The following is a 23,753-nucleotide window of genomic DNA, read 5'->3' as shown; positions in this document are numbered from 1 at the left end:
GATGTCATCCGATATCGGCGTACCGCTCGGAGTCGTCAGGCCAAAGGCAATCGCCTCCGGACCAGACTCGGAACGAATCCGGTCAAGTTCAGAAGCCGTCCTGTCGAGCGCTTCATCCCATGTGATCCGTTTCCAACCCGGATCCTTGTCGCCCTTGGGCCGCGTTCGCTTCAGCGGATAGAGTTGACGCTGTTTGTTGTAGATGATCTCGGGCGCGGCAAGCCCCTTCACACACAGCGCTTTGCCGGTGGGGTGTTCCGGATATGGTTCCTGGCCAACGAAACGACCCTCACGCGTCACCATAATCGAACCGCAGCGGGACTTGCATAAGGCGCAAAATCCCGGCGTTCTCGTTTCTGATCCGATGTGACCTGAGTTCACCGGTATCTTCCTGTTAAGGGCTTTGGCCCGTCAAAATTCAGCGTTCGGTTTCTCGTTGGGTGCATGAGTTCCGCAGCTTGCCTATCGTGCCCCATCGGGGATGTTTAGCGCAAGCTTTATGCCGCTTGCGCTATAGTTCCGGCAAATCAGTTGGCCTGTTCCTTCAATAGATAATTCCGATGGCTTGTTCCAGGCGCGGCGGCGACACCCGTCGGACTGAATTCGTTGTTCTCGTACGCCATTCCCTGGAAAAAATAAGAACCGAGCACCGACGCGTTTTTCGATTTCGAGAAATAACTCCGCGTGCACGCTTCAATTCGCCGGGTGAAAAAGCAGAGGGCCGGCGCTATCAGCACCGGCCCTCACGACTCACGGAGCTGGCTCTCCAGTGAGGTGGATCCGGCTTTCGCTCTGGTCCACCTCAGGAGTATGCAACAGCCCGAATATCAACGCCTGCCTTATAATGGAGCATCGCGCGGTGACAAATTTCGCGGGAGATGATCAGACAATGAGCTCGGCACAATTCGTGGTCAGAATAGCAGAGCTGGACAAACAACTTTCGATCGTGCTGACGCAGCGATATCTCGCACGTTTTCGGGACTACGCACGGATAGAGGACGTCAGGCGGCACGTGAATACCCACTACAGGGCCAGATAACGACGGCGAACGGCATCGTTTGCTTTCAGGTCTTCGATCGTCGCCGAGTAGACGATCTGCCCCTTGTCGATAACGGTGGCGTGGCTCGCCAGACCCAGGCAGAAATGCATGTTCTGCTCGGAGACCAGCACGGTCGCGCCGTTTCCGCGCAGCTGCTTCAATAATTCGCCGATCCGCTGCACGATGATCGGCGCCAACCCCTCGCTCGGTTCATCGAGCAGCAAGAGCGCAGGATTGCCCATCAGCGTACGCGCAATCGCGAGCATCTGCTGTTCGCCACCTGACAGTCTGCCCGCGATCCGGTGGCGCAGCGGCTCCAGCAGCGGGAACACATCATAAATGCGCCGGATCGACCAGTCGTCCTGGCCGTCGGGCCCCTTTTTCTGGCCGATGACCAGATTGTCCTCGACCGTGTGCTCGGGAAAAATCTGGCGGTCTTCCGGCACAAAGCCAAGGCCGGCGCGCGCGATCCGATGCGGCTTCATTCCAGAGACCAAACGGCCGCGCAGGATCACCTTGCCGCGCCGCGCCGGCGCAAGCCCCATGATCGCCTTCATGGTCGTTGACTTGCCAGCGCCGTTGCGGCCGAGCAGCGCCATGGTTTCGCCTTGCCGCACCGAAAAGCCGACCCCGAACAGGATCTGGCTGGTGCCGTAATAAACGTCGAGATCCCTGACCTCGACGACGGGTTGCCCGCTCATATCGCAGCCTCGGTGTGGTATTCGGTGCCGAGATAGGCCTCGATGACCGCTGCGTTGCGGCGGATCTCGTCGGGCGGGCCGCTCGCCAGAATGCGACCGTAACAGAGCACGACGATCGACGGCGCGATCTTGAACACGATATCCATGTCATGCTCGATGAACACGACGGTGATCTTCTGCTTCTCCCAGAGTTCGCGGATCTTGTCGATCATCCGCCAGCGCTCCTCTGTGCCCATGCCGGCAGTCGGCTCGTCCAGCAACAGCACCTTGGGATCGAGCACCAAGGCAAGTGCAATATCCAGCAGCTTCTGGTCGCCATGCGACAACGTCGCCGCGGTCCGGCCGCGCCTGTCGGCCAGCCCGAGCAACTCCATCGCGTGTTCGGCGCGGTCGCGGGTTTCCGCCAGCGGAAACCGCCGATACAGCACGCCGGCGCGTCCCTGGTCGACGCACACCGCCGCCAGCATGGTCTCCTGTACGGTCAGCGAGGGAAAAATGCTCGCCACCTGGAACGCCCGGCCGATGCCGCAGCGAACGATATCGGGCGGCGATCGTCCGGCCAAATCGATGCCGTCGAGCAGAATCTTTCCGGCGTCGGGTTTCAGCGCACCGGTGATCAGATTGAAGAATGTGCTCTTGCCCGCGCCGTTGGGACCGATCACCGCGCTCAGCGAGCCGTCAGCGAAATCGAGCGAGACGTCGTCCGTCGCCTTGACGCCGCCAAAGGATTTCGAAAGACCGCGGATTTCGAGCATGCTAGCCGTGCTCCCGCTCGCGCCACCGCGTGTACCACCCGACCGCGAAATCCATCAGGCCTTTGCGCAGACCAATCGCGAAGAACAGGATCACGATGCCCAGCACGATGCCGTAATAGTCGGTCAGCCGGGTGACGGTGTCGTTCAGGGTCAGCAGCAGCACGGTGCCGACCATCGGGCCCAGGAAGGTGGTGACGCCGCCGAGCATGTTGATGAAGATGCCCTCACCGGAAATCGTCCAATAGGCGAATTCGGGATAGGCCCCCGACACGAACAGCGCCATCACGATGCCGCCGGCCGAGGCAAACATCGCCGCCAGCACGAATACCGTCAGCTTGGCGCGCCAGACGTCGATACCGACAAAGCTCGCGCGGTTGGCGTTGTCGCGGATCATGCGCAAGGTATAGCCGAACGGCGACTGCGCGATCTGGCGCATCAGCAACAGGCCCAGCACCAGCAACGCGCAACTCGTGACATAAAGATGCAGATGGTTCGACAGATCGACGCCGAGGAATACGGGACGTGGGATACCGCCGCGCAGTCCCTGATCGCCGCCGGTCAGGGAGGCCCAGGCCAGGATTGTGCTGTGAATCAGCATCTGGAACGCCAGCGTGACGAAAGCGAAATAGATCGCCTTCAGTCGCACACAGATCGCGCCGATGATGGCGGCCGCGATGGCGGTGATCAGCAACGCCGCGACGAAGGCCACCGGAATTGATACGCCGGCGCGTTGCATCAGCAGGCCGAAGCTGTAGGCGCCGATGCCGAAAAACATGCCGTGCCCGAACGAAATCATGCCGGTATAGCCGACCAGCAGATTGAGCGAGGTCGCGAACAGACCGAACGCCGAACAGCGGATCACAAAATCAAGCAGCGCCTTGCTGCCGAAGAACGACGGCAGGAGGGCCAGTACGATGAACGCCGTCAGTGCGATCAGGGCGTCGAGAGAACGCGCGCGCTGCGACCAGGTCTCGACGCGCGGAACGCTCAGGGACCCGCCGGTTTGAACAGCCCGCAATTCGGTCATGCGACCTCCTTGCCAAACAGCCCGGTCGGCCGTGTCACCAGCACGATCACCATGAACAGGTACATCAGGCCTTCGGTGAACAGCGGAAAGCCGAGTGACCCGAACGAGCGGATCAAGCCGATCAGGAGTGCGCCGATCAGCGCCCCGAGGATCGAGCCCATGCCGCCGATCACGGTGACGATGAAGGATTCGATCAGCACCGAAAATCCCATGCCGGGCGTCAGCGATCGCACCGGCGCCGCGAGCGCGCCGGCAAGGCCCGCCAGCATGCAGCCAAGCGCAAATACGCCGCCATAGATCAATCCGGGGTTGATGCCGAGCGCGGAAACCATCCCCGGATTATGCGCCGCCGCCCGGATCACCTTGCCGATCCTGCTACGGGCCAGCCCGACGCCCAGGATCACGGCCATCGCCAGCGCGACGCCGATCAGCAGGAGATAATAAGGCGGCACCACGCCGCCCGCGATGAACAGCGGCATCACCTGGAACGCGGCCGGCATTCCCATCGACTTGAATTCCGGACCCCATACCATCCGCACAACGTCGTCGAAGATCAGCACAAAGGCGTAGCAGACCAGAAGCTGCATCAGGACATCGGCGCCGTAGACCCGGCTCATGAAGACCCGCTCGAAGACCAGGCCAAGGACCGCGGTGCCCAGCGCGCCACACAGCATTGCCAGCGCAAAGCTGCCCGACACCTGATAGGCCGTCATCGCGAAATAGGCGCCGAACATATAGAAGGCGCCATGGCTGAAATTGACGATCTTGAGCACGCCGAAGATCAGCGTCAGTCCGACCGCGACAAGAAACAGCAGCATACCGATGATGAAACCACTGGTGGTTTGCGTCACCAGGCAAGCGGGACTGGCGAGGCAGCCGGTGAGCGCATCAAGGTCCAAGGCAAATATCCATCAAGGCGCGCCGGGATTGCCCCGGCGCAAAAAGCCGTTCTGGCGGATAGCGGAAACAGCCTGCGCCGCCGCCGCTATCGCCGATTTCAGGTGTAGCCTTTGCTCTTCTTCCACTCGGCCTCGAGTTCAAGAATGGTCTTCCAGTCGCCGGCCTGGACCTGCGGCACGTAAGGCTCCTGCGAGATCGTGGTGCCCCATCCGATCGCATAGCCGATCAGGGTCTGATCCTCGGCCCGCATCGTGACGGTGCCGTCGGCACCGAACGGGCACTTGATGGTCAGGCCGCGCAATGCATCGGCCACCTTGTTGCCGTCGGCAGAGCCGGCTTTCTTGACGGCTTCGGCAAGCAGCATCACCGCGGTGGCGTTCTGCCACGACCAATTGGTGGGGTACTCGTTGTACTTCGCCTTGTAGGCATCGCCCCAGGCGGCGTTTTCAGGCGTCGCCGGGAACGTCTTGATGTAGCGGTTGCCGGAGTGAATGCCTTTCGGCAGGTTCTTCACGACCGTCAATGCGGTGTAGTCGGCCATGTTGACGGCAAACACTTCCATCTGGCTGAACATCGCGTAGATGTTGGCCTGATCGATGTAGGAGGTAAGGTCGCCACCCCACAGGCAGGAATACAACGCCTGCGGTTTCGCCTGCAGGATCTTCGTGACGACTTCGGTATAGTCAGGCTGGAACAGCTTCGGCCAGGAATCGCTGATGATCTCGACGTCGGGAGCAAAACGCTTCAGATACAGCGTGAACTCGCCGGTGGTATCGCGGCCATAGGCGTAGTCGGGCGAACAGGTCGCCCATTTCTTCAAGCCCTTTGCCTTCGCTATTGCCGCGGCATAGCTGCCGCCGACGATGGAATCGTGAATGCCCTGGCGTACCGAACGGAACGCGTTCGGAATATGCTGCTTGGGATCGGCGGTCAGCGAGGATGCTTCCGAGCAGGTGTGAATGCAGAGCACGCCGAGATCGCGTGCGACTTCATGCACCGCGAACGAACCCGATGATGCCTCGCCGTCGAGCAGCATCTCACAACCGTCGGTGTTCACCAGTTCACGCGCGATGCGGGCGGCTTCCTGCGGCTGGCCCTTGGAATCGCGGATCACCATCTCGACCTGCCGCCCGGCGAGCCCGCCAGCGGCGTTGACCTTGTCGATCTCCAGCAGCACGGCGTTACGCGACGAGGTTCCGAGTTGCGCCACGCGGCCCGACAAGATCGTCGGCATTCCGATCTTGATGGTCTTGGCTTGCGCGCGCGCCACCCATGGCGCCGCGAATGTCGCTGCGCCGGCGCCGATCAGCGCCAAGGTCGAGCGGCGGCTGAGGCCCGGTTTGCGGATTCTGGTCAATTTCCCCTCCCTGTCCGGTCGTATCCCCTGAACTTCCCTTAACGGAGATCGTGTCGTCTCCATTTCCCAAGGATTTCAGAGCAAAGGGGGTGACGTCAAGCCAAATATGAATTACGAGTCAGAATTCATAAATGATAGAAACGCTGCCGGAAACCGGCGCTTGAGCAGCAAATGATCAATTTATCGAGCTTCATTGCATTTCATGCGCGACGGACTCCCGATCGCTGCGCGCTGAAATACCGCGGTGAAGACATCTCTTATGAGCATTTCGACCGGCGCATCCGACAAGCGGCGGGCTGGCTGGCGTCGCGCGGGATCGGTGCCGGCGATGTCGTCGCGGCGCTGATGAAGAACAGCACGGCATTCCTCGAACTGGCTTTTGCGGTGAGCCATATCGGCGCGGTGTTTCTGCCGATCAACTTTCGGCTTACCGCCGCCGAGGTCGGCTATATCGTCGGCAATTCCGGGGCGCGGATTTTGATCGCGGACGAAGAACTGGCCGGCATCGCCGCGGCCGACGTCCCGGTCGTGCTGCTCGACGAAGCCGCGCAATCGAACATTACGCGTCTGGCGCCGGACGCTACGCCCGCACCGATGCAGCCGCGACAACCGCGCGACCTCTTGCGGCTGATGTACACCTCCGGCACCACGGACCGGCCCAAGGGCGTGATGCTTTCTTATGAGAATATCTACTGGAAGTCGGCCGATCAGACGCTGGCGCTGGGACTGAACGCGGACACCCGGCTATTGGTCGTCGGCCCGCTCTACCATGTCGGCGCGCTGGATCTGCCGGGCGTTGCGGTGCTTTGGCATGGCGGCCTGCTCTCGATCCAGCGTCATTTTGAACCCGAGCAGGCGCTCGCCGCGATTGAAGCGGAGCAACTGAATGCCGCATGGCTCGCGCCCGTGATGACCACCGCGATCCTCACCTGCCCCCACCGCGACCGCTACGACGTCTCCAGTCTGCGCTGGGCGATCGGCGGCGGCGAGAAGACGCCGGAGGCGCGCATCCGCGCCTTTTCCGAGTATTTCAGCAATGCCCGTTACATCGACGCCTACGGCCTGACCGAGACCTGCGGCGGCGACACCTTCATGGAAGCCGGCCGCGAGATCGAAAAGATCGGCTCGACCGGCCGTGCCATCGCCCATGTTGAGATCGAGATTCGTGACGATTCCGGCAATCGCCTTGCGCCCGGCCAGAACGGCGAGATTTGCCTGCGCGGCCCGAAGATCACCCAAGGTTACTGGAAAGATCCAGACAAGACGGCGGCAGCGTTCTTCGGTGACTGGTTTCGTAGCGGCGACGTCGGGTATCTCGACGAAGAAGGCTTCCTTTATCTTACCGACCGCAAGAAGGACATGATCATTTCCGGCGGAGAAAACATCGCCTCTTCCGAGGTCGAGCGCGTGATCTACGAAATGCCGCAGGTGCGCGAGGTCGCCGTGATCGGCATTGCCGACCAGCGCTGGGGCGAAAGGCCGGTCGCGATCGTGGTTCCGGCCGACGGTGCCGCGCTCGATTTTCCCGAGTTGATCAACCATTGCCGCACCCGGCTCGCCGGTTTCAAGCTGCCGAAGCAATTGGTCATCCGCGACAGCCTGCCGCGCAATCCTTCGGGAAAAGTGCTCAAGCGTGTGCTGCGCGCCGAACTTGAGGCCAACGCATGACGCAGGTATCCGAAACCGCCGCCGGCAAGGTCGCAAAGCTCAACCGCGCCGAGCGCAACGCCTGGACCAAGCGCAGGATATTCGACGCCGCCACCAAAATCGTCGGCAGATACGGCTATGCCGATGCTTCCGTCGCCCGCATCACCGAGGAAGCGGGGGTCGCGCAAGGCACCTTCTACAATCATTTCGAAAACCGCCAGGAACTGCTCGATCAATTGCTGCCGAAGATCGGCCTCGACATGGTCGGGTTCATCCGAGAACGCACCGGGACGGCGGATGCCGCACGGCAGGAAATCGAACGCTTCACCGCGTTCTTCGATTTCATCCGCGAGGTCCCGGAATTTCTGCGCATCCTCAACGAAGCCGAATTCTTCGCACCGATCGGCTATCAGAAGCATCTCGACAATATCTCGACAGCCTATGTCCGGATCCTGCGACGCGCGCGGTTTGCCGGCGCGATCAACGATTTCAGCGATGAGGAATTCGAGGCCATCGTCCACATGTTGATGGGCGCGCGCGGCTATCTCAGCCGGCGCTACTCCTTTTCCGGCGGCAAGGTCACCACGGTGCCGGACCACATCATCTCGGCCTACCAGAAATTGATTACGCGCGGGCTGTTCGCTCCCCCGGACGAAGGAACCGGCCATGAACGTTGACGGTACCGTTCTCGTCACCGGCGGCAGCCGCGGGATCGGCGCTGCGACCGCGACACTTCTCGCCGACCAGGGCCGGCGCGTCGTGATTGTCGATATCGCTCCGGAACCACTGGTGGCAACGCCGGCCATTCTGTGGCCCGCCCCGTTCGACGTTGCGAGCGAAAGCGACGTCGTCGCCGGCGTTGCCGATATCGAAGCCGCGCATGGGCCGATCACCGGCCTGGTCAATGCCGCCGGCGTATTCGGCAGGATGCACAGAATCGGGCGCGTGCGGATGGAGCAGTGGGACCGTGAGATCAATATCGACCTGCGCGGCACGTTTCTGGTCGCTCGCAGCGTCGGCGAGCGCATGGCCAGACGACGAAACGGCGCCATTGTCAACGTCGCCTCCATCGCCGGCATGACGTCCGGACCGATCCACGCCTACACGGCGGCAAAGGCCGGTGTCATTCAAATCACGCAAACACTCGCGGCCGATTGGGGCCGCAGCGGCGTGCGGGTCAACGCGGTATCGCCTGGGTTCACCCGCACCGCCGCGCTCGAGGCGGCCATCGCCTCGGGCGCCCTGAGCAAGGATCTGCTGGCACGGCCCACCGCCCTGAACCGGCTGGTCGAGCCGATGGAAGTCGCGCAAGCCATCGCGTGGCTGCTTTCGCCCGCGAGCAGCGGCGTCACCGGAATCAATCTGCCGGTCGACGCCGGATTCATCGCCGGCAGCACATGGGCTGCCTATGGCGGACTGCCGGAAACGCCCGAGGTCTAGAGGACACGGCCATGAACATCGAAACGCCACGCAAGGAGTTCGATCTGCCGTCGGCCATCGACGAAGGCGATATCCGCGTTCTGCTGATGGTGCTGATGCATATGACCGGCGACGAGCGCTGGCTCGAGCCGCCGTACCGGCCACAACGCGACGTTCGCCTGATCCCCGATCCGCAGGCCGGCCTGCCGCCGGAGATCCAGCGCGAAATCCGCACCGCGGTGGTCCAGCTTTTCGCCAGCGGCGCCCCCAAGCCGGTCATTACCGACCCCGGCAATGATTTGATGCTGAGGATGATGCGCGCAACACTCGGCGAAAATGTCGCGCCGGAATATGCGCCGCTGATGCGGGAGGAGATGGGATTCATTTGCCGCGACCCGCGCTGGACCACGCCGCCGTCCGGCGACCTGCTGGCCAAACACCATGTGCTGATCGTCGGCGCCGGCGTTTGTTCGATCGCACTCGGCGTTGCGCTCGGGCGGCTCGGCATCCCCTATACGATTGTCGAAAAGAACGACGAACTCGGCGGCACCTGGTACGTCAACCGCTATCCCGGCTGCGGCGTCGATACGCCCAACCACTCCTATTCATTTTCGTTCGGCAAACGAAATCCGTGGACGCGCTATTTTGCGCAGCGGCAGGAATTGCTCGACTATCTCAAAAAGGTCGCACTCGAACATGATATCCGCAGCCATCTGCGCCTCAATACGGAGCTGACGTCATCGCATTGGGACGAGAGCAGGAGGTGCTGGATTTCGGCGCTCAGGACCGGGAAAGGCGAAGAGCTGTTTGAGTCGACGATTCTCGTCAGCGCGATCGGACAGCTCAACGATCCGGCGCCCGCGCATTTCGAGGGCGAAGAGAACTTCAACGGCACGACGCTGCACTCGGCGCTGTGGTCCGATGATATCAAGCTCGACGGCAAGCGCGTCGCCGTCATCGGCACCGGCGCGACCGCCATGCAGCTGGTGCCTGCAATCGCCGATCAGGTGGCCTCGGTCACGGTTTATCAGCGCACCGCGCAATGGTCGCGCCCGGTTGCGGGATATTCCGATCCCATCTCCGACGGTGCGCAATGGCTGCTCGCGCATCTGCCTTTTTACGTGCAATGGTATCGCTTCAACATGTTCTGGCGCTATGGCGACGGGTTGTTGCCCTTCCTGCGCAAGGACCCCGCATGGCCCTACCCCGATCGTGCGGTCAACAAGAACAACGATCGGCATCGCCAGGAGCTGACCGATTTCATCCGCTCCGAACTGAAGGACCGCCCCGATCTGGTCGAGAAGTGCGTACCGACCTACCCGCCCTATGGTAAGCGTATCCTGCTTGACAATAATTGGTTCAAGACGCTGATCAAGCCGAATGTCGAGCTGGTCACGGACAGGATCGACCATTTCGCGCGCGATGGCATTGTCACGACGGATGGTAAATTGCGGCCGGCCGATATCATCGTGATCTCGACCGGCTTCAAGGTTTCGGAGATGGCGGCGCGTCTCAACATCACCGGGCGCGACGGGGAAAATCTGAAGCAGACCTGGGCCAACGACAACCCGACCGCCTATCTTGGCCTCACCGTACCGAACTTTCCGAATCTGTTCGTCATGCTCGGCCCCAATTCCGGTCCAGCACACGGCGGCAGTGTGATCTTCCAGTCGGAATGCCAAAGCCGCTACATCAGCGCCTGCATCGTCGAGATGATCGAACACGGCATTGCCGCCATTGACGTGAGCCGGGAGGCGCATGATCGATATATACGCCAGGTCGATGCCGAGCATGAGCAGTTGATCTGGAGCCATCCGGGCATGACGACCTACTACCGCAACAGGCAAGGCCGGGTGTTTTCGGCAATGCCCTGGCGGTTCGTGGATTACTGGGCGATGACCCACGATCCCGATTTGAGCCAATACCGGCAGACCATGGCATGACATCGATGAGTGCCGCGGTGTCTTGACGTCGGCATTGGCATTGGCGCGCTGATCTATCAGCACTCGCCAGCAATAGCGCGTCGCCATTGCGGCCAAAAAATACGGTGATCAAAGTGTCGTCGAATGCGCCTCCGGCTTGTTCGGCGCGCATTCGGGGATGCCGCGCTTAACGTCGATCACCGAACCGGTCCCGGCTATTCCGGCAGCGCTTCGAGATGACACGCCACCCACTGACCATTTCCCGTCGATCGAAGCTCCGGCTCCTCGGTCCGGCAGCGATCGAACACGTAGGGACACCTTGTGTGGAAGCGGCATCCGCTGGGTGGATTGATCGGGCTCGGCACGTCGCCCTTCAGGATGATCGGATTACGGACGGCGCCCGGCTCCGGTACCGGCACGGCCGAGAGCAGCGCCTTGGTGTAGGGATGTTTCGGCGCGGTGAAGATCTGCTGCCTCGGCGCCATCTCGACGATCTTGCCGAGATACATCACCGCGACACGATGCGTCATGTGCTCGACGATCGCCAGATCATGGCTGATGAAGAGCAGCGCGAGGCCGAACTCCCGCTGCAGATCCTGCAGCAGGTTGACGATCTGCGCCTTGACCGAGACGTCGAGCGCCGAGACCGCCTCGTCGCAGACGATCAATTCGGGTTCCGCCGCGAGCGCCCGTGCGATGCAGATGCGCTGGCGCTGACCGCCCGAGAATTCGTGAGGCCGCCGATCCAGCGCGTCGCGCGGCAGGCGCACGGTGTCCATCAGCGCCGCAACCCGGGCCTCGACATCGGCCGAAGATTTGGCGAGGCCGAAATTGCGGATCGGCTCGGCCAGAATCTCGCGCACACGCATCCGCGGATTGAGACTGGAGAACGGATCCTGGAACACCACCTGGACTCGGCGGCGCATGCTGCGCAGCCTATCGGGCGAGAGTTCGTCGATACGCTGGCCATCCAGCACGATCTGGCCGGCGGTGATGTCGAACAGGCGCAGGATGGCGCGGCCAACCGTTGACTTGCCGCAGCCGGATTCGCCGACCAAAGACAGGGTCTCGCCACGTTCGACCTCGAACGACACGCCGTCCACGGCATGGACCCAGTTGGAGTTGCGGCTGAACAGCCCGCCGCGGACCGGAAAATGCTTCTTGAGATCGTTGACCTGGAGCAGCGGACCACTCATGCCGCGGCCGCGTCCTTGGACGCGTAATGGCAGGCGGCGATGTGGCGGGGACCCTTCTCCTCGAGACCCGGCGCGACCTCGCGACAGAGATCGGTAGCCAGTGAACACCGCCCGGCAAAGACGCAGCCGTCGATCCGCTTCTTGAGGCTGGGTACTTGCCCGGGAATCTCGGCGAGACGCCGCGCCGCGCCAGTGAGCGAGGAGCCGAGCTTCGGCACGGCACCGAGCAAGCCCTGTGTATAGGGATGACGGGGAGAACGAAACAGCTCGGCCACCGGCGCCTCCTCAACCTTGCGGCCGGCATACATGACCATGACACGCTCGGCGATTTCGGCGACCACGCCGAGATCATGGGTGATCAGAACGATCGCCGCACCGACGCGGCGCTTGAGGTCCAGCATCAACTGCAGGATCTGCGCCTGGATCGTGACATCCAGCGCCGTGGTCGGCTCGTCGGCGATCAGGAGCTGGGGGTTGCAGGCGAGTGCCATCGCGATCATCACGCGCTGGCGCATGCCGCCGGAGAGCTGATGCGGATATTCATGCACGCGCCGCGCCGGCTCCGGGATACCGACCAGTGTCAGCATCTCGATCGCGCGTGCCTCCGCGGCCTGCTTGTCCAGACCCTGATGCAGCCGCAGCGTCTCGCCAATCTGACGGCTGACGGTCAGCACCGGATTGAGGCTCGTCATCGGCTCCTGGAAGATCATCGAAATGTCATTGCCGCGGATCGCGCGCATCTCGCGGTCGGAAAGCTGCAGCAGATCTTTGCCCTGGAAGCGGACCGAGCCCGCGATCTTGCCCGGCGGCTCGGGAATGAGCCGCATCAGCGACATCGCGGTGACCGACTTGCCGCAGCCGGACTCACCGACGATGGCCAGCGTCTCGCCTTCGTCGACATGGAAGGAAACGCCGTCGACGGCGCGGTTGATACCCTCGGGGGTACGGAAATGGGTCTGCAGATTCTGGACTTCGAGCAATGCCATCGGATCAGAGCCTCACCTGCTTTATAGGCTCTTGGCCATGCGTGGATCGAGCGCGTCACGCAGGCCGTCGCCGACCAGATTGACGGCGAGCACAGTGACCGACAGGAACGCGGCGGGAAAGAACACCATGTAGGGCTTTACCTGCCACAGCGCCCTGCCCTCGGCCATGATGTTGCCCCAGGACGGAATGGTCGGCGGCGTGCCGGCGCCGATGAAGGAGAGGATCGACTCCACGATCATGGCGCTGGCGCAGACATAGGTTGCCTGGACCAGCATCGGCGCCAGCGTGTTGGGCAGGATGTGCCGCAGGATGACCATCGGCGTCCGCGTGCCGGAGGCTGTGGCCGCGTCCACATAGGGCTGCTCGCGCAGCGACAGCACGACGCCGCGCACCAGACGCGAAACGCGCGGGATTTCGGCGACGGTGATAGCCAGGATGACGTTGCCGACGCTGCCGCGCGTCAATGCCATCAGCGCGACGGCAAGCAGGATCGGCGGGATCGACATCAGCCCGTCGATGAAGCGCATGATGACGCTGTCGGCCCACCGCACAAAACCCGAGACCAGGCCGATGGCGAGGCCGGCGAGCGACGCCAGTGCGGCTACCGAAAGACCCACAGTGAGCGAGACCCGTGCCCCGTAGAGCACGCGCGAATAGATGTCGCGGCCCAACAGGTCGGTGCCGAACCAGAAGTCCGCGGACGGCGCGCGCGTACGCTTGGCGGGCGCGATCGCGGTCGGATCGACGGTCCCGAGATAGGGCGCAAAGATCCCAACCAGTACGAGGCAGAGCAGCAACGCGCCGCCAATCGCCACCGTCGGATTGTTGCGCAGGAAGCCAACGACGCCGCGCCGGACTTTCGACGGCAACAGCAGGTCCGGCAGTTGCTGGGCGATGACAAGGCCCGGGGGGATCTGCATCGGACTGGTGGTCGAAACGGTCAATAGCGGATCCTCGGATCGACCAGGGTGTAGGTGACGTCGACCATCAGATTGATCAGCACATAGAGGAAGCTGAACAACAGCACGATGCCCTGGATCACCGGATAGTCGCGGCGCAAAATCGCGTCGACCGTCAGCCGGCCAAGGCCCGGTATAGCGAACACGCTTTCGGTCACCACCGCACCGCCAATGAGCAGGGCGATGCCGAGACCGATCACCGTTACGATCGGAACCGCGGCGTTTTTCAGCGCATGAACGAACAGGATGCTGCGCTGCCCCAGGCCCTTGGCGCGGGCGGTGCGGATGTAATCCTGCTGCAGCACCTCAAGCATGGACGCACGGGTAATGCGCGCGATCAGCGCGATGTAGACGCAGCCGAGCGCGATCGACGGGAGGATCAGGCTCTGCAGCCATGGCCAGAAACCTTTGGCAAACGGCGTGTAGCCCTGCACCGGAAGCCATTCGAACTGCAGCGCGAACACGTAGGCGAGCAGGTATCCGACCACAAAGACGGGGAGCGAGAAACCGAACACGGCGAACGTCATGATGGTCCGGTCCACCCAGCTTCCCGCCTTCCATGCCGCCACCACGCCGAGCGGCACAGCGACGACAATCGTGAGGACGAGGGTGATCGCCATCAGCGAGAGCGTCGGCTCGATCCGCTGCGCGATCAGGGACGAGACCGGCAGGCTGGTGAAAATCGAGGTACCGAGATCGCCGTGCAGGATGTGCCAGAGCCAGCTTCCGAACTGGACCAGAAACGGCCGGTCGAGGCCGAGGCTCTGGCGAATACGCTCCACGTCGGCAGGACTAGCCTGATCGCCCGCGATCACAGCGGCCGGATCGCCCGGCGCGATGTAGAGCAGACTGAAGACGAAAAACGCGACGATCGCCATCACCGGCACCGTCGCGAGAATACGTCGGAGAATATACGAAACCATTTGGGTTCACTGCACCGTCATGCGGTCTTCGACACGCCCCAGAAGAACGGCAACGGCCCTTTCGCGATCCCCGAGACGTTCTTGCGCCACGCGGTGTAGCTCAGGAAGAATCCGGTCGGCGCATAGATGACGTCATCGAGCGCCGCCTTGTTGAGATGGCCGACCGCGACCTTCTCTTCATCGAGGCTCTTGGCATCGAACCATGCCGCGACTTCCTTTTCAACGGCCGGGCTGTTGGGCCAGCCCCACCACGCCTTGTCGCCATTGCCGCGAATGCCGGTGTAGGAGGCGGGATTGAGACAGTCGGCGCCGGCGTGCCAGGTATGAAACATATGCCAGCCGCCCTGGCCCGGAGGCGACTTCTGGGCGCGGCGCGAACCGACCGTACCCCAATCGGTCGCGACGAAGTCGACATTGATGCCGAGCCTCTTCAACAGATCCGCGGTGACATCGCCCTGCGCCTTGGTGATCGGTTGATCCTGCGCGACGATGCACGAGACCGGCTCGCCCGAATAGCCGCTCTCGGCCAGGAGTTTCTTGGCGCCTTCGATATCGCGCTTGCCTTTAAGGATCTCGCCGCCCTCTTCGGAGTAAAGCGGCGTATCCGGCGTGAAGTAACCCGGCAACGGCTTCCAGAGCGCGGTATCATCCCCGACGATTGCACGCATGTAGTCTTCCTGGCTCATCGCCATCAGAATGGCGCGCCGCGCCTTCACATTGTTGAACGGCGGGTGCAGGTGGTTCATGCGGAACACGCCGATGTTGCCGAGTGGATCGGCAATATCGACGCTGACGTTACGGTTTTTCTTGAGCAGCGGCACGAGATCGGCGATCGGATTCTCCCACCAGTCGATTTCGCCGTTCTGCAGTGCGGCCGCCGCCGTGGCAGGGTCCGGAATCACCACCCATTCGATGCGGTCGAGCAGCATCTGCTTGCCACCGGCGAGCCAGGACGACTTCTCCTGCCGCGGCATGTAATCGGCGAACTTCTCAAATACCGACCTGGCGCCGGGTACCCATTCGCTCTTGACGAATTTCATCGGGCCCGAGCCCACATATTCGGTGATCTGCTTGAATGGGTCGGTCTTGGCGATGCGCTCGGGCATAATGAAGGTGCACGGCGAATTGTTCTTGGCGAGCGCCAACAGCATCTTCGGATAAGGCTGCTTCAGCGACCATTTGACGGTCCTGTCATCGACGGCGACAAGATCGTTCTGGATCGCCTTGATCATCAGCCCCATGGGATCGCGCGCCGACCAGCGCGCCAGGCTCGCCACCACATCCTTGGCCAGCACCGGCTCGCCGTCGTGGAACTTCAACCCTGGCCGCAGCCGGAAAGTCCATACCAGCCCATCATCGGAAACTTCCTCGGCCTCGGCCATCTGGCGCTGCGGCTTCAGCGTGGCGTCGATGCCGTAGAGGGTGTCCCACACCAGCGCGGCGGCGTTGCGCACCACATACTGAGTACCCCAGATCGGATCGAAATTCGCAAGATCCGCCTGCGGTACGAAGCGCAGGGTGCGCGCCTCGATACCTTGGGAAAGGGCCGGCATCGAAAGCCCGCCCGTCGCCGCCAGGCTGCCTACCCCGGTCAATCCTTTCAACAGAGTCCTGCGATCCATAGAGCTCTCCAGTCTCGAATTGTTGGGTCTCGAATTGTTGTGGCGATTGCGCCCATTTCCTTCGCCGAGGGTTCGGCGTCAAACGAGGTCAAACGAGCGGGTCAGACCGATGGGGAACAGTTCCTTTTGCTTGCAAATGGTATGCCAGTACGAACCCGCTGCGCCACCACTATCCCGACGGAAAAGGCATTTCGCGATCCCCCTTCGAGCGGATCATATCAGGTTACGGCCGGCTCAACCGGCGAGCTGCTTGAATTTCGACGATTGTTTCGGATACCACCAGCGACCGCCAATCACGACGCCTTCGGACACGATCTTGCGGTCGCCGGTCAGGTGCTCGCCGACGACGTCGACATAATCGAACTGGCCTTCCTTGATAGAGATCAGGGTGGCGTCTCCGACGCTCCCCGGCTTGAGGCTGCCGAGTTCGGGACGCCGCAGCGCCATCGCCGCATTGACCGTCGAAGCCGCGACCACATCGGGGAGCGGCATGCCCATGCACAGGAACTTGGACATGGTCGTCACCTGATCGAAGGCTGGACCATTGATGCACAGGATGTGGACGTCCGAGGAGATGGTATCCGGATAGAAGCCGTTGGCGAGCATCGCCCGCGCGGTCTTGAAAGCGAACGAGCCTTTGCCGTGGCCGATGTCGAAAAATACCCCGCGCTCGCGCGCCTCCAGCACCACCTTTTTCACCGTGCCCTGCGCGGTGGCAGGTGAATTGGGAAACGGCCGGAACGCGTGGGTGAGAACGTCACCTGGACGCAGCAGGGAGACCACCTCCTCGTAGCTCGGCGGCGGATGGTCGATATGCGCCATCAGCGGCATGCCGACTTCCTCGGCGACCTCCAGCGCGATTTGCAGCGGCACGATCCCCGAGGTGCCGGAGGAATGGCGGCCCACCCGCACCTTGATGCCGACGATAAGGTCGCGGTTGAGATCCGCGACCGTGACGGCGTCGATCGGATTCATCAGCCGGAGTTCTTCACTCTCGCCGACCATGACCCGATTCGAGTAACCGTAGATGCCGGCATGCGAGACATGCAGATAGGCGAGAATGCGAACCTCGCTCGGCTCGATCACGTGCTTGCGAAAGCCCGCGAAATTACCCGGCCCGGCGCTGCCGGTGTCGACCGCCGTGGTGACGCCGGAGGTGCGGCAGAACTCCTCGGCATCGATGCCGATCGAGGTGCCGCCCCAATAAACATGGGTGTGCAGATCAATCAGGCCCGGGGTAACGATGTAACCCGACACGTCGCGCACCTCGGTTCCCGGATCAACCTTGAGCGCATTTCCGATCGTGACCACCTTGCCGGCCGCGAAGGCGACGTCCGTCACGGCATCGAGTTTCTGGGAGGGGTCGATCACCCGACCGCCGCGCAGGACCAAATCGAAAGGCATTGTCATCTCCGAATGTGACTGTGAAGGAAACGGTGAGAGCGCGTCAGTCGCGCAGCATCAGGCGTTGCGGCGCGTGGCGCATCAGATTTGGCGCATCAAGCATCTCTAGATCCCGCGCATGCGATCGCCGCTGCTCTGGATCGATCCGGGCCGGGCCGTGTCAATGCGGAGAATGCGGCTCATGTGTCGATCGTGCTTTCGGAAAATGAATATGTCGACATCTCTCTTCTCTCTCGGCCGCTCGCTCTCGGCCGCGCCGCGGCCGGAAGCCGGCACGCGCAAGCCCAACATGCCCCATGCTAGCAAGTTTCGCGCCACCAAACCGGGAATCCAGGACCCTGACACGCAGGTCAGCAGTTCCGCTAATTTTCGTCAACATCATCGTTGATGAGATCAGGATTGGTGCGCATCAACGCAATCGTCGTCTCGACCACGATCGAAAGATGCGCACGCAGGGTTTTCTCCGCAGCCTCGGCGTCCCCAGCCCTGACGGCATCGAGGATGGCGCGATGCTGGACGATCAGAAAATCAACCGGCGTCACGTCGGGAAGGCTGAGAAAGCGGATACGGTCAAACTGGGTCTTCTGGCTCTCGACGATCGACCAGATATCGCCGTATCCGATCGCATTGGCAAAGGTGCGGTGGAACTTGTCGTCCGCATCCGTAAAGCGGTTCGGATCGTTTCCGGCCTCTCGCTGCTCGGCGATGGCACGCTCGGCCTCCATGAACGCCGTCTCGGGCAGCCCTCGCTCAGCGGCCTCGCGGATGATGCCGAGTTCCAGCGCGCTCCTGACGAAGCGCGCGCGCTTGATGGCCTTGAGCGAGATACGGCTGACGAAGGTGCCGCGTTGCGGCCAGACCTCGATCAACCCATCATCGACCAGCCGGACGATCGCCTCGCGAACCGGCGTGCGGCTGGTCCGAAAGCGGATACCGAGTTCGTTTTCCGAGAGCCTTTCGCCCGGGCGCAGTCTCATGCGGACGATATCGGTTCGGATGGTTTCGTAGATCGTTGCCGCACTGGCGGGTGTCGCGCCAGGCCGAGGCAGAGTCCGCCTCTGCTGCATCATGTCTCTCCTCGCATGGCCGCTTCAAGCGGCCTTGACAGTATCTTGTATACAAGTATACCTTTGCGATGTCCATGCTCCGATCGTCGCCGGCCGATCGTCCGAGCTTTTAAAAATAAAGCCGTCGCAACAGATCAACCGGGAGGATTTGATGCCGTCATTTGGAAGCAATGTGCTTGCGCTGGCCCTTGCCGCCTGCATCGCCACTTCGGCTGCGCCGGTCAAAGCCGACGAAGCCGTGCCCACCGGCAGCCCGCGGGTCCAGGCGATCCAGAAGGCCGGCGTTTTCCGGGTCGGGGTGCTCGCCAACCCGCCATGGCTGGTCGAGAACACCAGCGGCAGCGGCGAACAATGGTCCGGCCCCGGCTGGACGCTCGCCAAGGAATATGCCCGCCTGCTCGGCGTGAAACTGCAACCGGTCGCGGTCTCGCATGAGACCAAGGTGCCGGTGCTGGCCTCCAATCAGGTCGACATGACGATCTCGCCGCTGTCGGTCACGCCGGAGCGCCTCAAGGTGATCGATTTCATCACCTACTCCGCGACCAGCCTGTGCATGTTCGGCCGGGCAGACAACCCCAGGGTTGCCAACGCCAAGAGCATTGATGAATTCAACAAGGAAGGCGTGGTCGTCGCCTATTACACCGGCGGTGGCGAGGAGCACTGGGTCAAGACCCGTTTTCCGAACGCGACGCTGCGCGGTGTTTCGACCGCCGGCACGGCGGCGCCGGTGGAAGAGATCATGGGCAAGCGCGCCGATGTAACGCCGATCAACCGAATTCCCTGGATTGCACTCAACAAGAAGGTCAGGGGTCTCAAGGCGCTGCCGGAGGGCAACAATTGCCAGGACAGCAAGGAAATGGGCACCGACATCGGCTCCGCCATCGACAAGAACCAGCCTGAATTCTTCGCGTGGCTGAAAGCCGTCGAGGCACGCATGCAGCCGGAATTGACCGCTGAAGAAACCAACATCATCGACAAGATGTAGCGAGCCCGCCGGCGCGCTCCCGCCCTGACCGATCGTTGGCCGCACCATGGATTTGGACTTCTCACCCCTGATCGACAGCTGGCGCTTCATCGCCTCTGGCCTTGGCCTGACGATCCTGCTCTCGGTCGCGGCGGTGGTTTGCAGCTTCGTGCTGGGTCTGGCCGTCGGGCTCGGCCGGATGTACGGCCCCGGCTGGCTGCGCGTGCTGCTGGTTTTCTATATCGATTCCATGCGCGCCATTCCCGTGTTCGTGGTGCTGGTCTGGATCTATTTCGCGGTCCCGATTATTTCCGGCCACAGCTTCGATCCGTTCTGGGCGGCCCTGATCGGCATCACGATCCACGTCGCCGCCTATGTTGCCGAGGTGATCCGCGCCGGAATCACCTCCATTCGCAAGGGACAGATCCAAGCGGGCCTCGCCATCGGGATGTCGGGCGCCCAAATCGTCCGCAAAATCCTGTTGCCGCAGGCGACGGTGCGGATGCTGCCGGCCTTCGGCTCGATCGTGTCGGTCACGATCAAGGATACCGCCATCGCCGCCGTCATCGCGGTGCCGGAACTGATGCGTCAGGCTGAAACCGTGGCCGGCCAGAGCTACCGGCCAATCGAGGTCTTCACCACAGTGATGGTGATCTACTTCCTGCTGATCTTTCCTGTCACACGCCTGATCGACTGGTTCTATGGCCGCGTCGCGCATCTGGGCCGCTCATGAAGCTCGATTGGTCCATCGTCTGGCAAAGCCGCTGGTTGCTGTTCGAAGGCGCGCTCGTCACCATCCTTTTGACCGCGCTGACCATGGTGATCGCGGTGCCCGGCGGTATCGTGCTGGCGCTGATGCGCAATTCGCGCCTGAAGCCGATCGCCTTGTTCGCGACGGGATTCGTCGAACTGTTTCGCAATCTGCCGCTGCTGCTGCTGGTCTACTGGGCTTTCTATGTCATGCCGGTGCTGACCGGCTTCGGTCTGCCGCCTTTTACCACCGGCCTCGTCGCGCTCTGTCTGAACGTCTCGGCCTACAATTCCGAGACCTTCCGCTCGGGCATCAATTCCATCCGCAAGGGACAGTCCGAAGCCGGACTGGCGCTTGGGATGAGCCGGTCGGAAGTGTTTCGCCAGATCGTGCTGCCGCAGGCCTGGCGGCGCGTGCTGCCGATCCTCGCCAGCACCTGGGTCTCGCTGTTCAAGGATACCTCGCTGGTCTCGGTGATCGCCGTCGGCGAGCTGGCACATACCGCGATGCAGATCCGCTCCCAGAGCTTCCGGGTGCTGGAGATGCTGACGGCAATGGCCGCGATCTACTGGGTGCTGGGTTATCCGCAGGCCAAGATTGTCGACTGGATTCACAGGAAATATGGAGTGCGGGAATGACCGCTTTCGCCCGCAAGAATGCCGACAAGCCGCCGATGCTGGTCTATGAAAATGTCCGCAAAAGCTACGGCAGCTTCATCGCGCTCGACGGCGTCTCGCTGCATGTCAATGCCGGCGAGGTTGTCTGCCTGATCGGCCCCTCCGGCTCCGGCAAATCGACCCTGCTCCGATGCACCAACGCGCTGGAGACGATCGACGGCGGTGAAATCCGCTTCGAAGGCAGGCCGCTGCCAACCAAGGATTCAGATATCCGCCAGATTCGCCAGCGGATGGGGATGGTGTTTCAGAGCTTCGAGCTGTTCCCGCACAAGACCGCGCTCGAGAACGTCACCATCGGATTGACCACCGTCAAGAAGATGGCCGCCGAAGAAGCCAAGACGCGCGCGCTGGCCCTGCTGACCAAGGTCGGGCTGGCCGACAAGACCGCGAATTATCCCGCCAACCTCTCCGGTGGTCAGCAGCAGCGCGTGGCGATCGCCCGGGCGCTCGCCATGGAGCCGCATGTCATGCTGTTCGACGAGCCGACCTCGGCGCTCGATCCTGAAACCGTCGGCGAAGTGCTGAACGTGATGCGCAACCTCGCGGAGGAAGGCATGACGATGATCGTCGTCACCCACGAAATGAGCTTTGCAAGACGCGTCGCCAATTGGGTCGTGGTGTTCGAACGCGGGCAACTGCTCGAACAAGGGCCGCCGCAGCAAATCTTTGAAGCCCCGACCGTCGAGCGGACACGGGATTTTCTGGGCCATCTCGGCTGGAACGGCTGAGACCGGCGCAACGACACGCTGAAAGGAATAAATAACGTGGAACAGACCTGGCGCTGGTGGGGCCCGAACGACATCATCACTTTGTCGCATGTCTGCCAGGTTGGCGCGACCGGCATCGTCACGGCGCTGCACGATATCCCGACCGGTGAACTCTGGTCATCGGATGCAGTCGCCGAACGCAAGCGCGTGATCGAAGCTGACAGTAACCTCGGTCTGCGCTGGAGCGTGGTGGAAAGCCTGCCGATCCACGAGCGTATCAAGCTCGGCGAAGGCGACCTGACGGAACTGCTCGACACCTATCGCCAATCGATGCGCAATCTCGCGGGGCATGGCGTCACGACGATCTGTTATAATTTCATGCCCGTGCTCGATTGGGCGCGGACACAGCTGCGCGCTCCGCTCCCCGGCGGCGGCAACGCGCTCCGCTTCAACGCGCATGAATTTGCGGCCTTCGATTGCTATATGCTGCAACGCGACGGCGCGGATATCGACTACAGCGCCGAGGTTCTCGACCACGCGAAGTGCTGGTTCGCCAAGGCCACCGAAGATGACAAGCGCCGGCTGCTCGGAGCCATCATGGCCGGCCTGCCCGGCGCCTTCGACCGCTACGACATCGAGGAATTGAGAGCGATGCTGGCGCGCTATCGTGGCATCGACCGGGTTCGCCTGCGCGAAAACCTTGCGCATTTCCTGCGCGAGATCATTCCGACCGCAGAAGAAGTCGGGATCCGCATGGCGATCCACCCGGACGACCCACCTCGGCCGCTGCTGGGTTTGCCCCGCATCTGCAGCAACGCCGAGGATATCGCGTTCATTCTGGATGCCGTTCCCTCACCGTCAAACGGCCTGACCTTCTGCACCGGCTCGCTCGGCGCCAGCTATGCCAACGATCTCCCTGTCATGGTGCGGCGCTTTGCTTCGAACATCCATTTCGTTCATTTGCGCAATGTTGCAAAGGAAGAGGACGGTTCCTTCATGGAGGCTGATCATCTGGGCGGCGACAATGACATGGTCGGCGTCGTCAAGGCGCTGCTGAGCGAACAAAAACGCCGGCGCGACGCCGGCGAAGCGAACTGGCGCATTCCGTTCCGCCCCGACCACGGCCGCGAATTGCTGGATGATGTCGGCAAGGCGACCCATCCCGGCTATCCCGCCATCGGCCGCATGCGGGGTTTGGCGGAAATCCGCGGCGTCATGACGGCGCTCGCAGCCGAGCACGGCTTTCCGATCTAGGAACCGCCAGTTGTCCCCCCGTCAGCGCCTGTCAACGGCAAGCCTGTCAGCACTGCCGGCCAACGTGGCCAGGCCGGCTTACGATCGCTCGGTCATCAGCACGGGCATCGTGCATCTTGGTATCGGCGCGTTTCATCGCGCGCATCAGGCGGTCTATACGGAAGATGTCCTGGCAGGCGGCGACAGGCGCTGGGGCATCGTCGGTGCGAGCCTGCGCAGTCCCGATACGCGCGACGCGCTGCAGGCGCAGGAGTATCTCTACACGCTCAATCTGCGGGCGGAGACGGAGACCCTGCGTGTGATCGGCAGCCTGCAGGACATCTTGGTCGCCCCGGAGAATCCGGCCACGCTGATCGAAACCCTTTGCCGGCCGTCGGTCGCTGTCGTCAGCCTGACGGTGACGGAGAAAGGCTATCACTACGATCCGGCCACCCGCGCCCTCAATGAAGCGGATGTCGATATCCAGCATGACCTC

23 protein-coding genes are annotated in these 23,753 nt (G+C 62.3%); 10 read left to right on the top strand and 13 right to left on the bottom strand.

The window, feature by feature from the left end:
* The 6 genes from ABR948_RS13305 to ABR948_RS13280 form a co-directional block, all read right to left on the bottom strand.
* Positions 1 to 381, bottom strand: a 381-nt coding sequence (locus ABR948_RS13305; protein ID WP_428118294.1) for a molybdopterin-dependent oxidoreductase, incomplete at its 3' end; no start/stop codon positions are given.
* Positions 382 to 1,023: 642 nt separating this feature from the next.
* Entirely contained in the window at positions 1,024 to 1,740 is a 717-nt protein-coding gene (locus tag ABR948_RS13300; protein ID WP_428118291.1) for an ABC transporter ATP-binding protein, read from the bottom strand.
* Positions 1,737 to 2,495, bottom strand: coding sequence for an ABC transporter ATP-binding protein (locus tag ABR948_RS13295; protein WP_428118288.1), 759 nt, complete (start codon positions 2,493 to 2,495; stop codon positions 1,737 to 1,739). Before ABR948_RS13295 ends, ABR948_RS13300 begins: the two co-directional genes overlap by 4 nt.
* Before the next feature lies 1 nt (position 2,496).
* The gene (locus ABR948_RS13290; RefSeq protein ID WP_428118286.1) at positions 2,497 to 3,522 is read right to left on the bottom strand and encodes a branched-chain amino acid ABC transporter permease; all 1,026 of its coding nucleotides are present in this window, start codon (positions 3,520 to 3,522) and stop codon (positions 2,497 to 2,499) included.
* A complete protein-coding gene (locus ABR948_RS13285) occupies positions 3,519 to 4,421 on the bottom strand; it encodes a branched-chain amino acid ABC transporter permease (RefSeq protein ID WP_428118283.1) in 903 nt (300 codons plus the stop codon). Before ABR948_RS13285 ends, ABR948_RS13290 begins: the two co-directional genes overlap by 4 nt.
* Before the next feature lie 98 nt (positions 4,422 to 4,519).
* Entirely contained in the window at positions 4,520 to 5,779 is a 1,260-nt protein-coding gene (locus ABR948_RS13280; RefSeq protein ID WP_428118280.1) for an ABC transporter substrate-binding protein, read from the bottom strand.
* A 171-nt stretch (positions 5,780 to 5,950) separates the two neighbouring features.
* Between ABR948_RS13280 and ABR948_RS13275 the strand changes: the two genes are divergently transcribed.
* Genes ABR948_RS13275 through ABR948_RS13260 form a run of 4 tightly spaced genes read left to right on the top strand, consistent with a single transcriptional unit; the run spans position 5,951 to position 10,788 of the window.
* Positions 5,951 to 7,447 (top strand): AMP-binding protein, encoded by a 1,497-nt coding sequence (locus tag ABR948_RS13275; protein WP_428118278.1) that lies wholly within the window; start codon positions 5,951 to 5,953, stop codon positions 7,445 to 7,447.
* Positions 7,444 to 8,103: a TetR/AcrR family transcriptional regulator gene (locus tag ABR948_RS13270; protein WP_428118275.1), complete on the top strand. Its 660-nt coding sequence runs from the start codon at positions 7,444 to 7,446 to the stop codon at positions 8,101 to 8,103. The genes ABR948_RS13275 and ABR948_RS13270 overlap by 4 nt, the downstream gene beginning before the upstream one ends.
* A complete protein-coding gene (locus tag ABR948_RS13265) occupies positions 8,093 to 8,866 on the top strand; it encodes an SDR family NAD(P)-dependent oxidoreductase (RefSeq protein WP_428118273.1) in 774 nt (257 codons plus the stop codon). The genes ABR948_RS13270 and ABR948_RS13265 overlap by 11 nt, the downstream gene beginning before the upstream one ends.
* A gap of 11 nt (positions 8,867 to 8,877) precedes the next feature.
* Positions 8,878 to 10,788 (top strand): flavin-containing monooxygenase, encoded by a 1,911-nt coding sequence (locus ABR948_RS13260; protein WP_428118270.1) that lies wholly within the window; start codon positions 8,878 to 8,880, stop codon positions 10,786 to 10,788.
* Positions 10,789 to 10,982: 194 nt separating this feature from the next.
* On the opposite strand, the gene ABR948_RS13255 is transcribed toward ABR948_RS13260, so the two are convergent.
* From ABR948_RS13255 to ABR948_RS13225, 7 genes are all read right to left on the bottom strand, one after another.
* Positions 10,983 to 11,963 (bottom strand): ABC transporter ATP-binding protein, encoded by a 981-nt coding sequence (locus tag ABR948_RS13255; RefSeq protein WP_428118267.1) that lies wholly within the window; start codon positions 11,961 to 11,963, stop codon positions 10,983 to 10,985.
* Positions 11,960 to 12,949 carry an ABC transporter ATP-binding protein gene (locus tag ABR948_RS13250; RefSeq protein ID WP_428118264.1) on the bottom strand — a complete coding sequence of 330 codons (990 nt, stop codon included), beginning with the start codon at positions 12,947 to 12,949 and terminating at the stop codon, positions 11,960 to 11,962. The genes ABR948_RS13255 and ABR948_RS13250 overlap by 4 nt, the downstream gene beginning before the upstream one ends.
* A gap of 21 nt (positions 12,950 to 12,970) precedes the next feature.
* Positions 12,971 to 13,870 carry an ABC transporter permease gene (locus ABR948_RS13245; protein ID WP_428118301.1) on the bottom strand — a complete coding sequence of 300 codons (900 nt, stop codon included), beginning with the start codon at positions 13,868 to 13,870 and terminating at the stop codon, positions 12,971 to 12,973.
* 20 nt (positions 13,871 to 13,890) lie between these two features.
* Positions 13,891 to 14,832, bottom strand: coding sequence for an ABC transporter permease (locus ABR948_RS13240; RefSeq protein WP_428118261.1), 942 nt, complete (start codon positions 14,830 to 14,832; stop codon positions 13,891 to 13,893).
* A 17-nt stretch (positions 14,833 to 14,849) separates the two neighbouring features.
* On the bottom strand, positions 14,850 to 16,454 hold the full coding sequence (locus ABR948_RS13235; protein WP_428118258.1) for an ABC transporter substrate-binding protein: 1,605 nt from the start codon (positions 16,452 to 16,454) through the stop codon (positions 14,850 to 14,852).
* 234 nt (positions 16,455 to 16,688) lie between these two features.
* The gene (locus ABR948_RS13230; protein ID WP_428118255.1) at positions 16,689 to 17,858 is read right to left on the bottom strand and encodes an amidohydrolase/deacetylase family metallohydrolase; all 1,170 of its coding nucleotides are present in this window, start codon (positions 17,856 to 17,858) and stop codon (positions 16,689 to 16,691) included.
* A gap of 362 nt (positions 17,859 to 18,220) precedes the next feature.
* The gene (locus tag ABR948_RS13225; protein ID WP_428118252.1) at positions 18,221 to 18,925 is read right to left on the bottom strand and encodes a GntR family transcriptional regulator; all 705 of its coding nucleotides are present in this window, start codon (positions 18,923 to 18,925) and stop codon (positions 18,221 to 18,223) included.
* Between the two features lie 151 nt (positions 18,926 to 19,076).
* On the opposite strand from ABR948_RS13225, the gene ABR948_RS13220 reads away from it, so the two are divergent.
* The 6 genes from ABR948_RS13220 to ABR948_RS13195 form a co-directional block, all read left to right on the top strand.
* Positions 19,077 to 19,910, top strand: a complete 834-nt coding sequence (locus tag ABR948_RS13220; protein ID WP_428118249.1) for a substrate-binding periplasmic protein — start codon at positions 19,077 to 19,079, stop codon at positions 19,908 to 19,910.
* A 46-nt stretch (positions 19,911 to 19,956) separates the two neighbouring features.
* Positions 19,957 to 20,622, top strand: a complete 666-nt coding sequence (locus ABR948_RS13215; RefSeq protein WP_428118246.1) for an amino acid ABC transporter permease — start codon at positions 19,957 to 19,959, stop codon at positions 20,620 to 20,622.
* Positions 20,619 to 21,278, top strand: a complete 660-nt coding sequence (locus ABR948_RS13210) for an amino acid ABC transporter permease (RefSeq protein ID WP_428118244.1) — start codon at positions 20,619 to 20,621, stop codon at positions 21,276 to 21,278. Before ABR948_RS13215 ends, ABR948_RS13210 begins: the two co-directional genes overlap by 4 nt.
* 35 nt (positions 21,279 to 21,313) lie before the next feature.
* A complete protein-coding gene (locus tag ABR948_RS13205; protein WP_428118297.1) occupies positions 21,314 to 22,045 on the top strand; it encodes an amino acid ABC transporter ATP-binding protein in 732 nt (243 codons plus the stop codon).
* A gap of 36 nt (positions 22,046 to 22,081) precedes the next feature.
* Positions 22,082 to 23,278, top strand: a complete 1,197-nt coding sequence (gene uxuA / locus ABR948_RS13200) for a mannonate dehydratase (protein ID WP_428118241.1) — start codon at positions 22,082 to 22,084, stop codon at positions 23,276 to 23,278.
* Positions 23,279 to 23,288: 10 nt separating this feature from the next.
* The coding region (locus tag ABR948_RS13195; protein ID WP_490337840.1) for a mannitol dehydrogenase family protein at positions 23,289 to 23,753 on the top strand (465 nt) is incomplete at its 3' end.

The organism is Bradyrhizobium sp. (genome assembly GCF_050014615.1).
Classification (GTDB): domain Bacteria; phylum Pseudomonadota; class Alphaproteobacteria; order Rhizobiales; family Xanthobacteraceae; genus Bradyrhizobium.
The sequence above is the reverse complement of the archived record's forward strand: the minus strand, read 5'-3'. Positions and strand labels throughout refer to the sequence as shown.

Excerpts from the sequence above, each read along its gene's own strand:
- ABR948_RS13300 (WP_428118291.1), bottom strand. The coding sequence starts at position 1,740 with ATGAGCGGGCAACCCGTCGTCGAGGTCAGGGATCTCGACGTTTATTAC.
- ABR948_RS13295 (WP_428118288.1), bottom strand. The coding sequence starts at position 2,495 with ATGCTCGAAATCCGCGGTCTTTCGAAATCCTTTGGCGGCGTCAAGGCG.
- ABR948_RS13290 (WP_428118286.1), bottom strand. The coding sequence starts at position 3,522 with ATGACCGAATTGCGGGCTGTTCAAACCGGCGGGTCCCTGAGCGTTCCG.
- ABR948_RS13275 (WP_428118278.1), top strand. The coding sequence starts at position 5,951 with ATGATCAATTTATCGAGCTTCATTGCATTTCATGCGCGACGGACTCCC.
- ABR948_RS13270 (WP_428118275.1), top strand. The coding sequence starts at position 7,444 with ATGACGCAGGTATCCGAAACCGCCGCCGGCAAGGTCGCAAAGCTCAAC.
- ABR948_RS13265 (WP_428118273.1), top strand. The coding sequence starts at position 8,093 with ATGAACGTTGACGGTACCGTTCTCGTCACCGGCGGCAGCCGCGGGATC.
- ABR948_RS13260 (WP_428118270.1), top strand. The coding sequence starts at position 8,878 with ATGAACATCGAAACGCCACGCAAGGAGTTCGATCTGCCGTCGGCCATC.
- ABR948_RS13255 (WP_428118267.1), bottom strand. The coding sequence starts at position 11,963 with ATGAGTGGTCCGCTGCTCCAGGTCAACGATCTCAAGAAGCATTTTCCG.
- ABR948_RS13250 (WP_428118264.1), bottom strand. The coding sequence starts at position 12,949 with ATGGCATTGCTCGAAGTCCAGAATCTGCAGACCCATTTCCGTACCCCC.
- ABR948_RS13245 (WP_428118301.1), bottom strand. The coding sequence starts at position 13,870 with ATGCAGATCCCCCCGGGCCTTGTCATCGCCCAGCAACTGCCGGACCTG.
- ABR948_RS13240 (WP_428118261.1), bottom strand. The coding sequence starts at position 14,832 with ATGGTTTCGTATATTCTCCGACGTATTCTCGCGACGGTGCCGGTGATG.
- ABR948_RS13235 (WP_428118258.1), bottom strand. The coding sequence starts at position 16,454 with ATGGATCGCAGGACTCTGTTGAAAGGATTGACCGGGGTAGGCAGCCTG.
- ABR948_RS13230 (WP_428118255.1), bottom strand. The coding sequence starts at position 17,858 with ATGCCTTTCGATTTGGTCCTGCGCGGCGGTCGGGTGATCGACCCCTCC.
- ABR948_RS13225 (WP_428118252.1), bottom strand. The coding sequence starts at position 18,925 with ATGCAGCAGAGGCGGACTCTGCCTCGGCCTGGCGCGACACCCGCCAGT.
- ABR948_RS13220 (WP_428118249.1), top strand. The coding sequence starts at position 19,077 with ATGCCGTCATTTGGAAGCAATGTGCTTGCGCTGGCCCTTGCCGCCTGC.
- ABR948_RS13215 (WP_428118246.1), top strand. The coding sequence starts at position 19,957 with ATGGATTTGGACTTCTCACCCCTGATCGACAGCTGGCGCTTCATCGCC.
- ABR948_RS13210 (WP_428118244.1), top strand. The coding sequence starts at position 20,619 with ATGAAGCTCGATTGGTCCATCGTCTGGCAAAGCCGCTGGTTGCTGTTC.
- ABR948_RS13205 (WP_428118297.1), top strand. The coding sequence starts at position 21,314 with ATGCTGGTCTATGAAAATGTCCGCAAAAGCTACGGCAGCTTCATCGCG.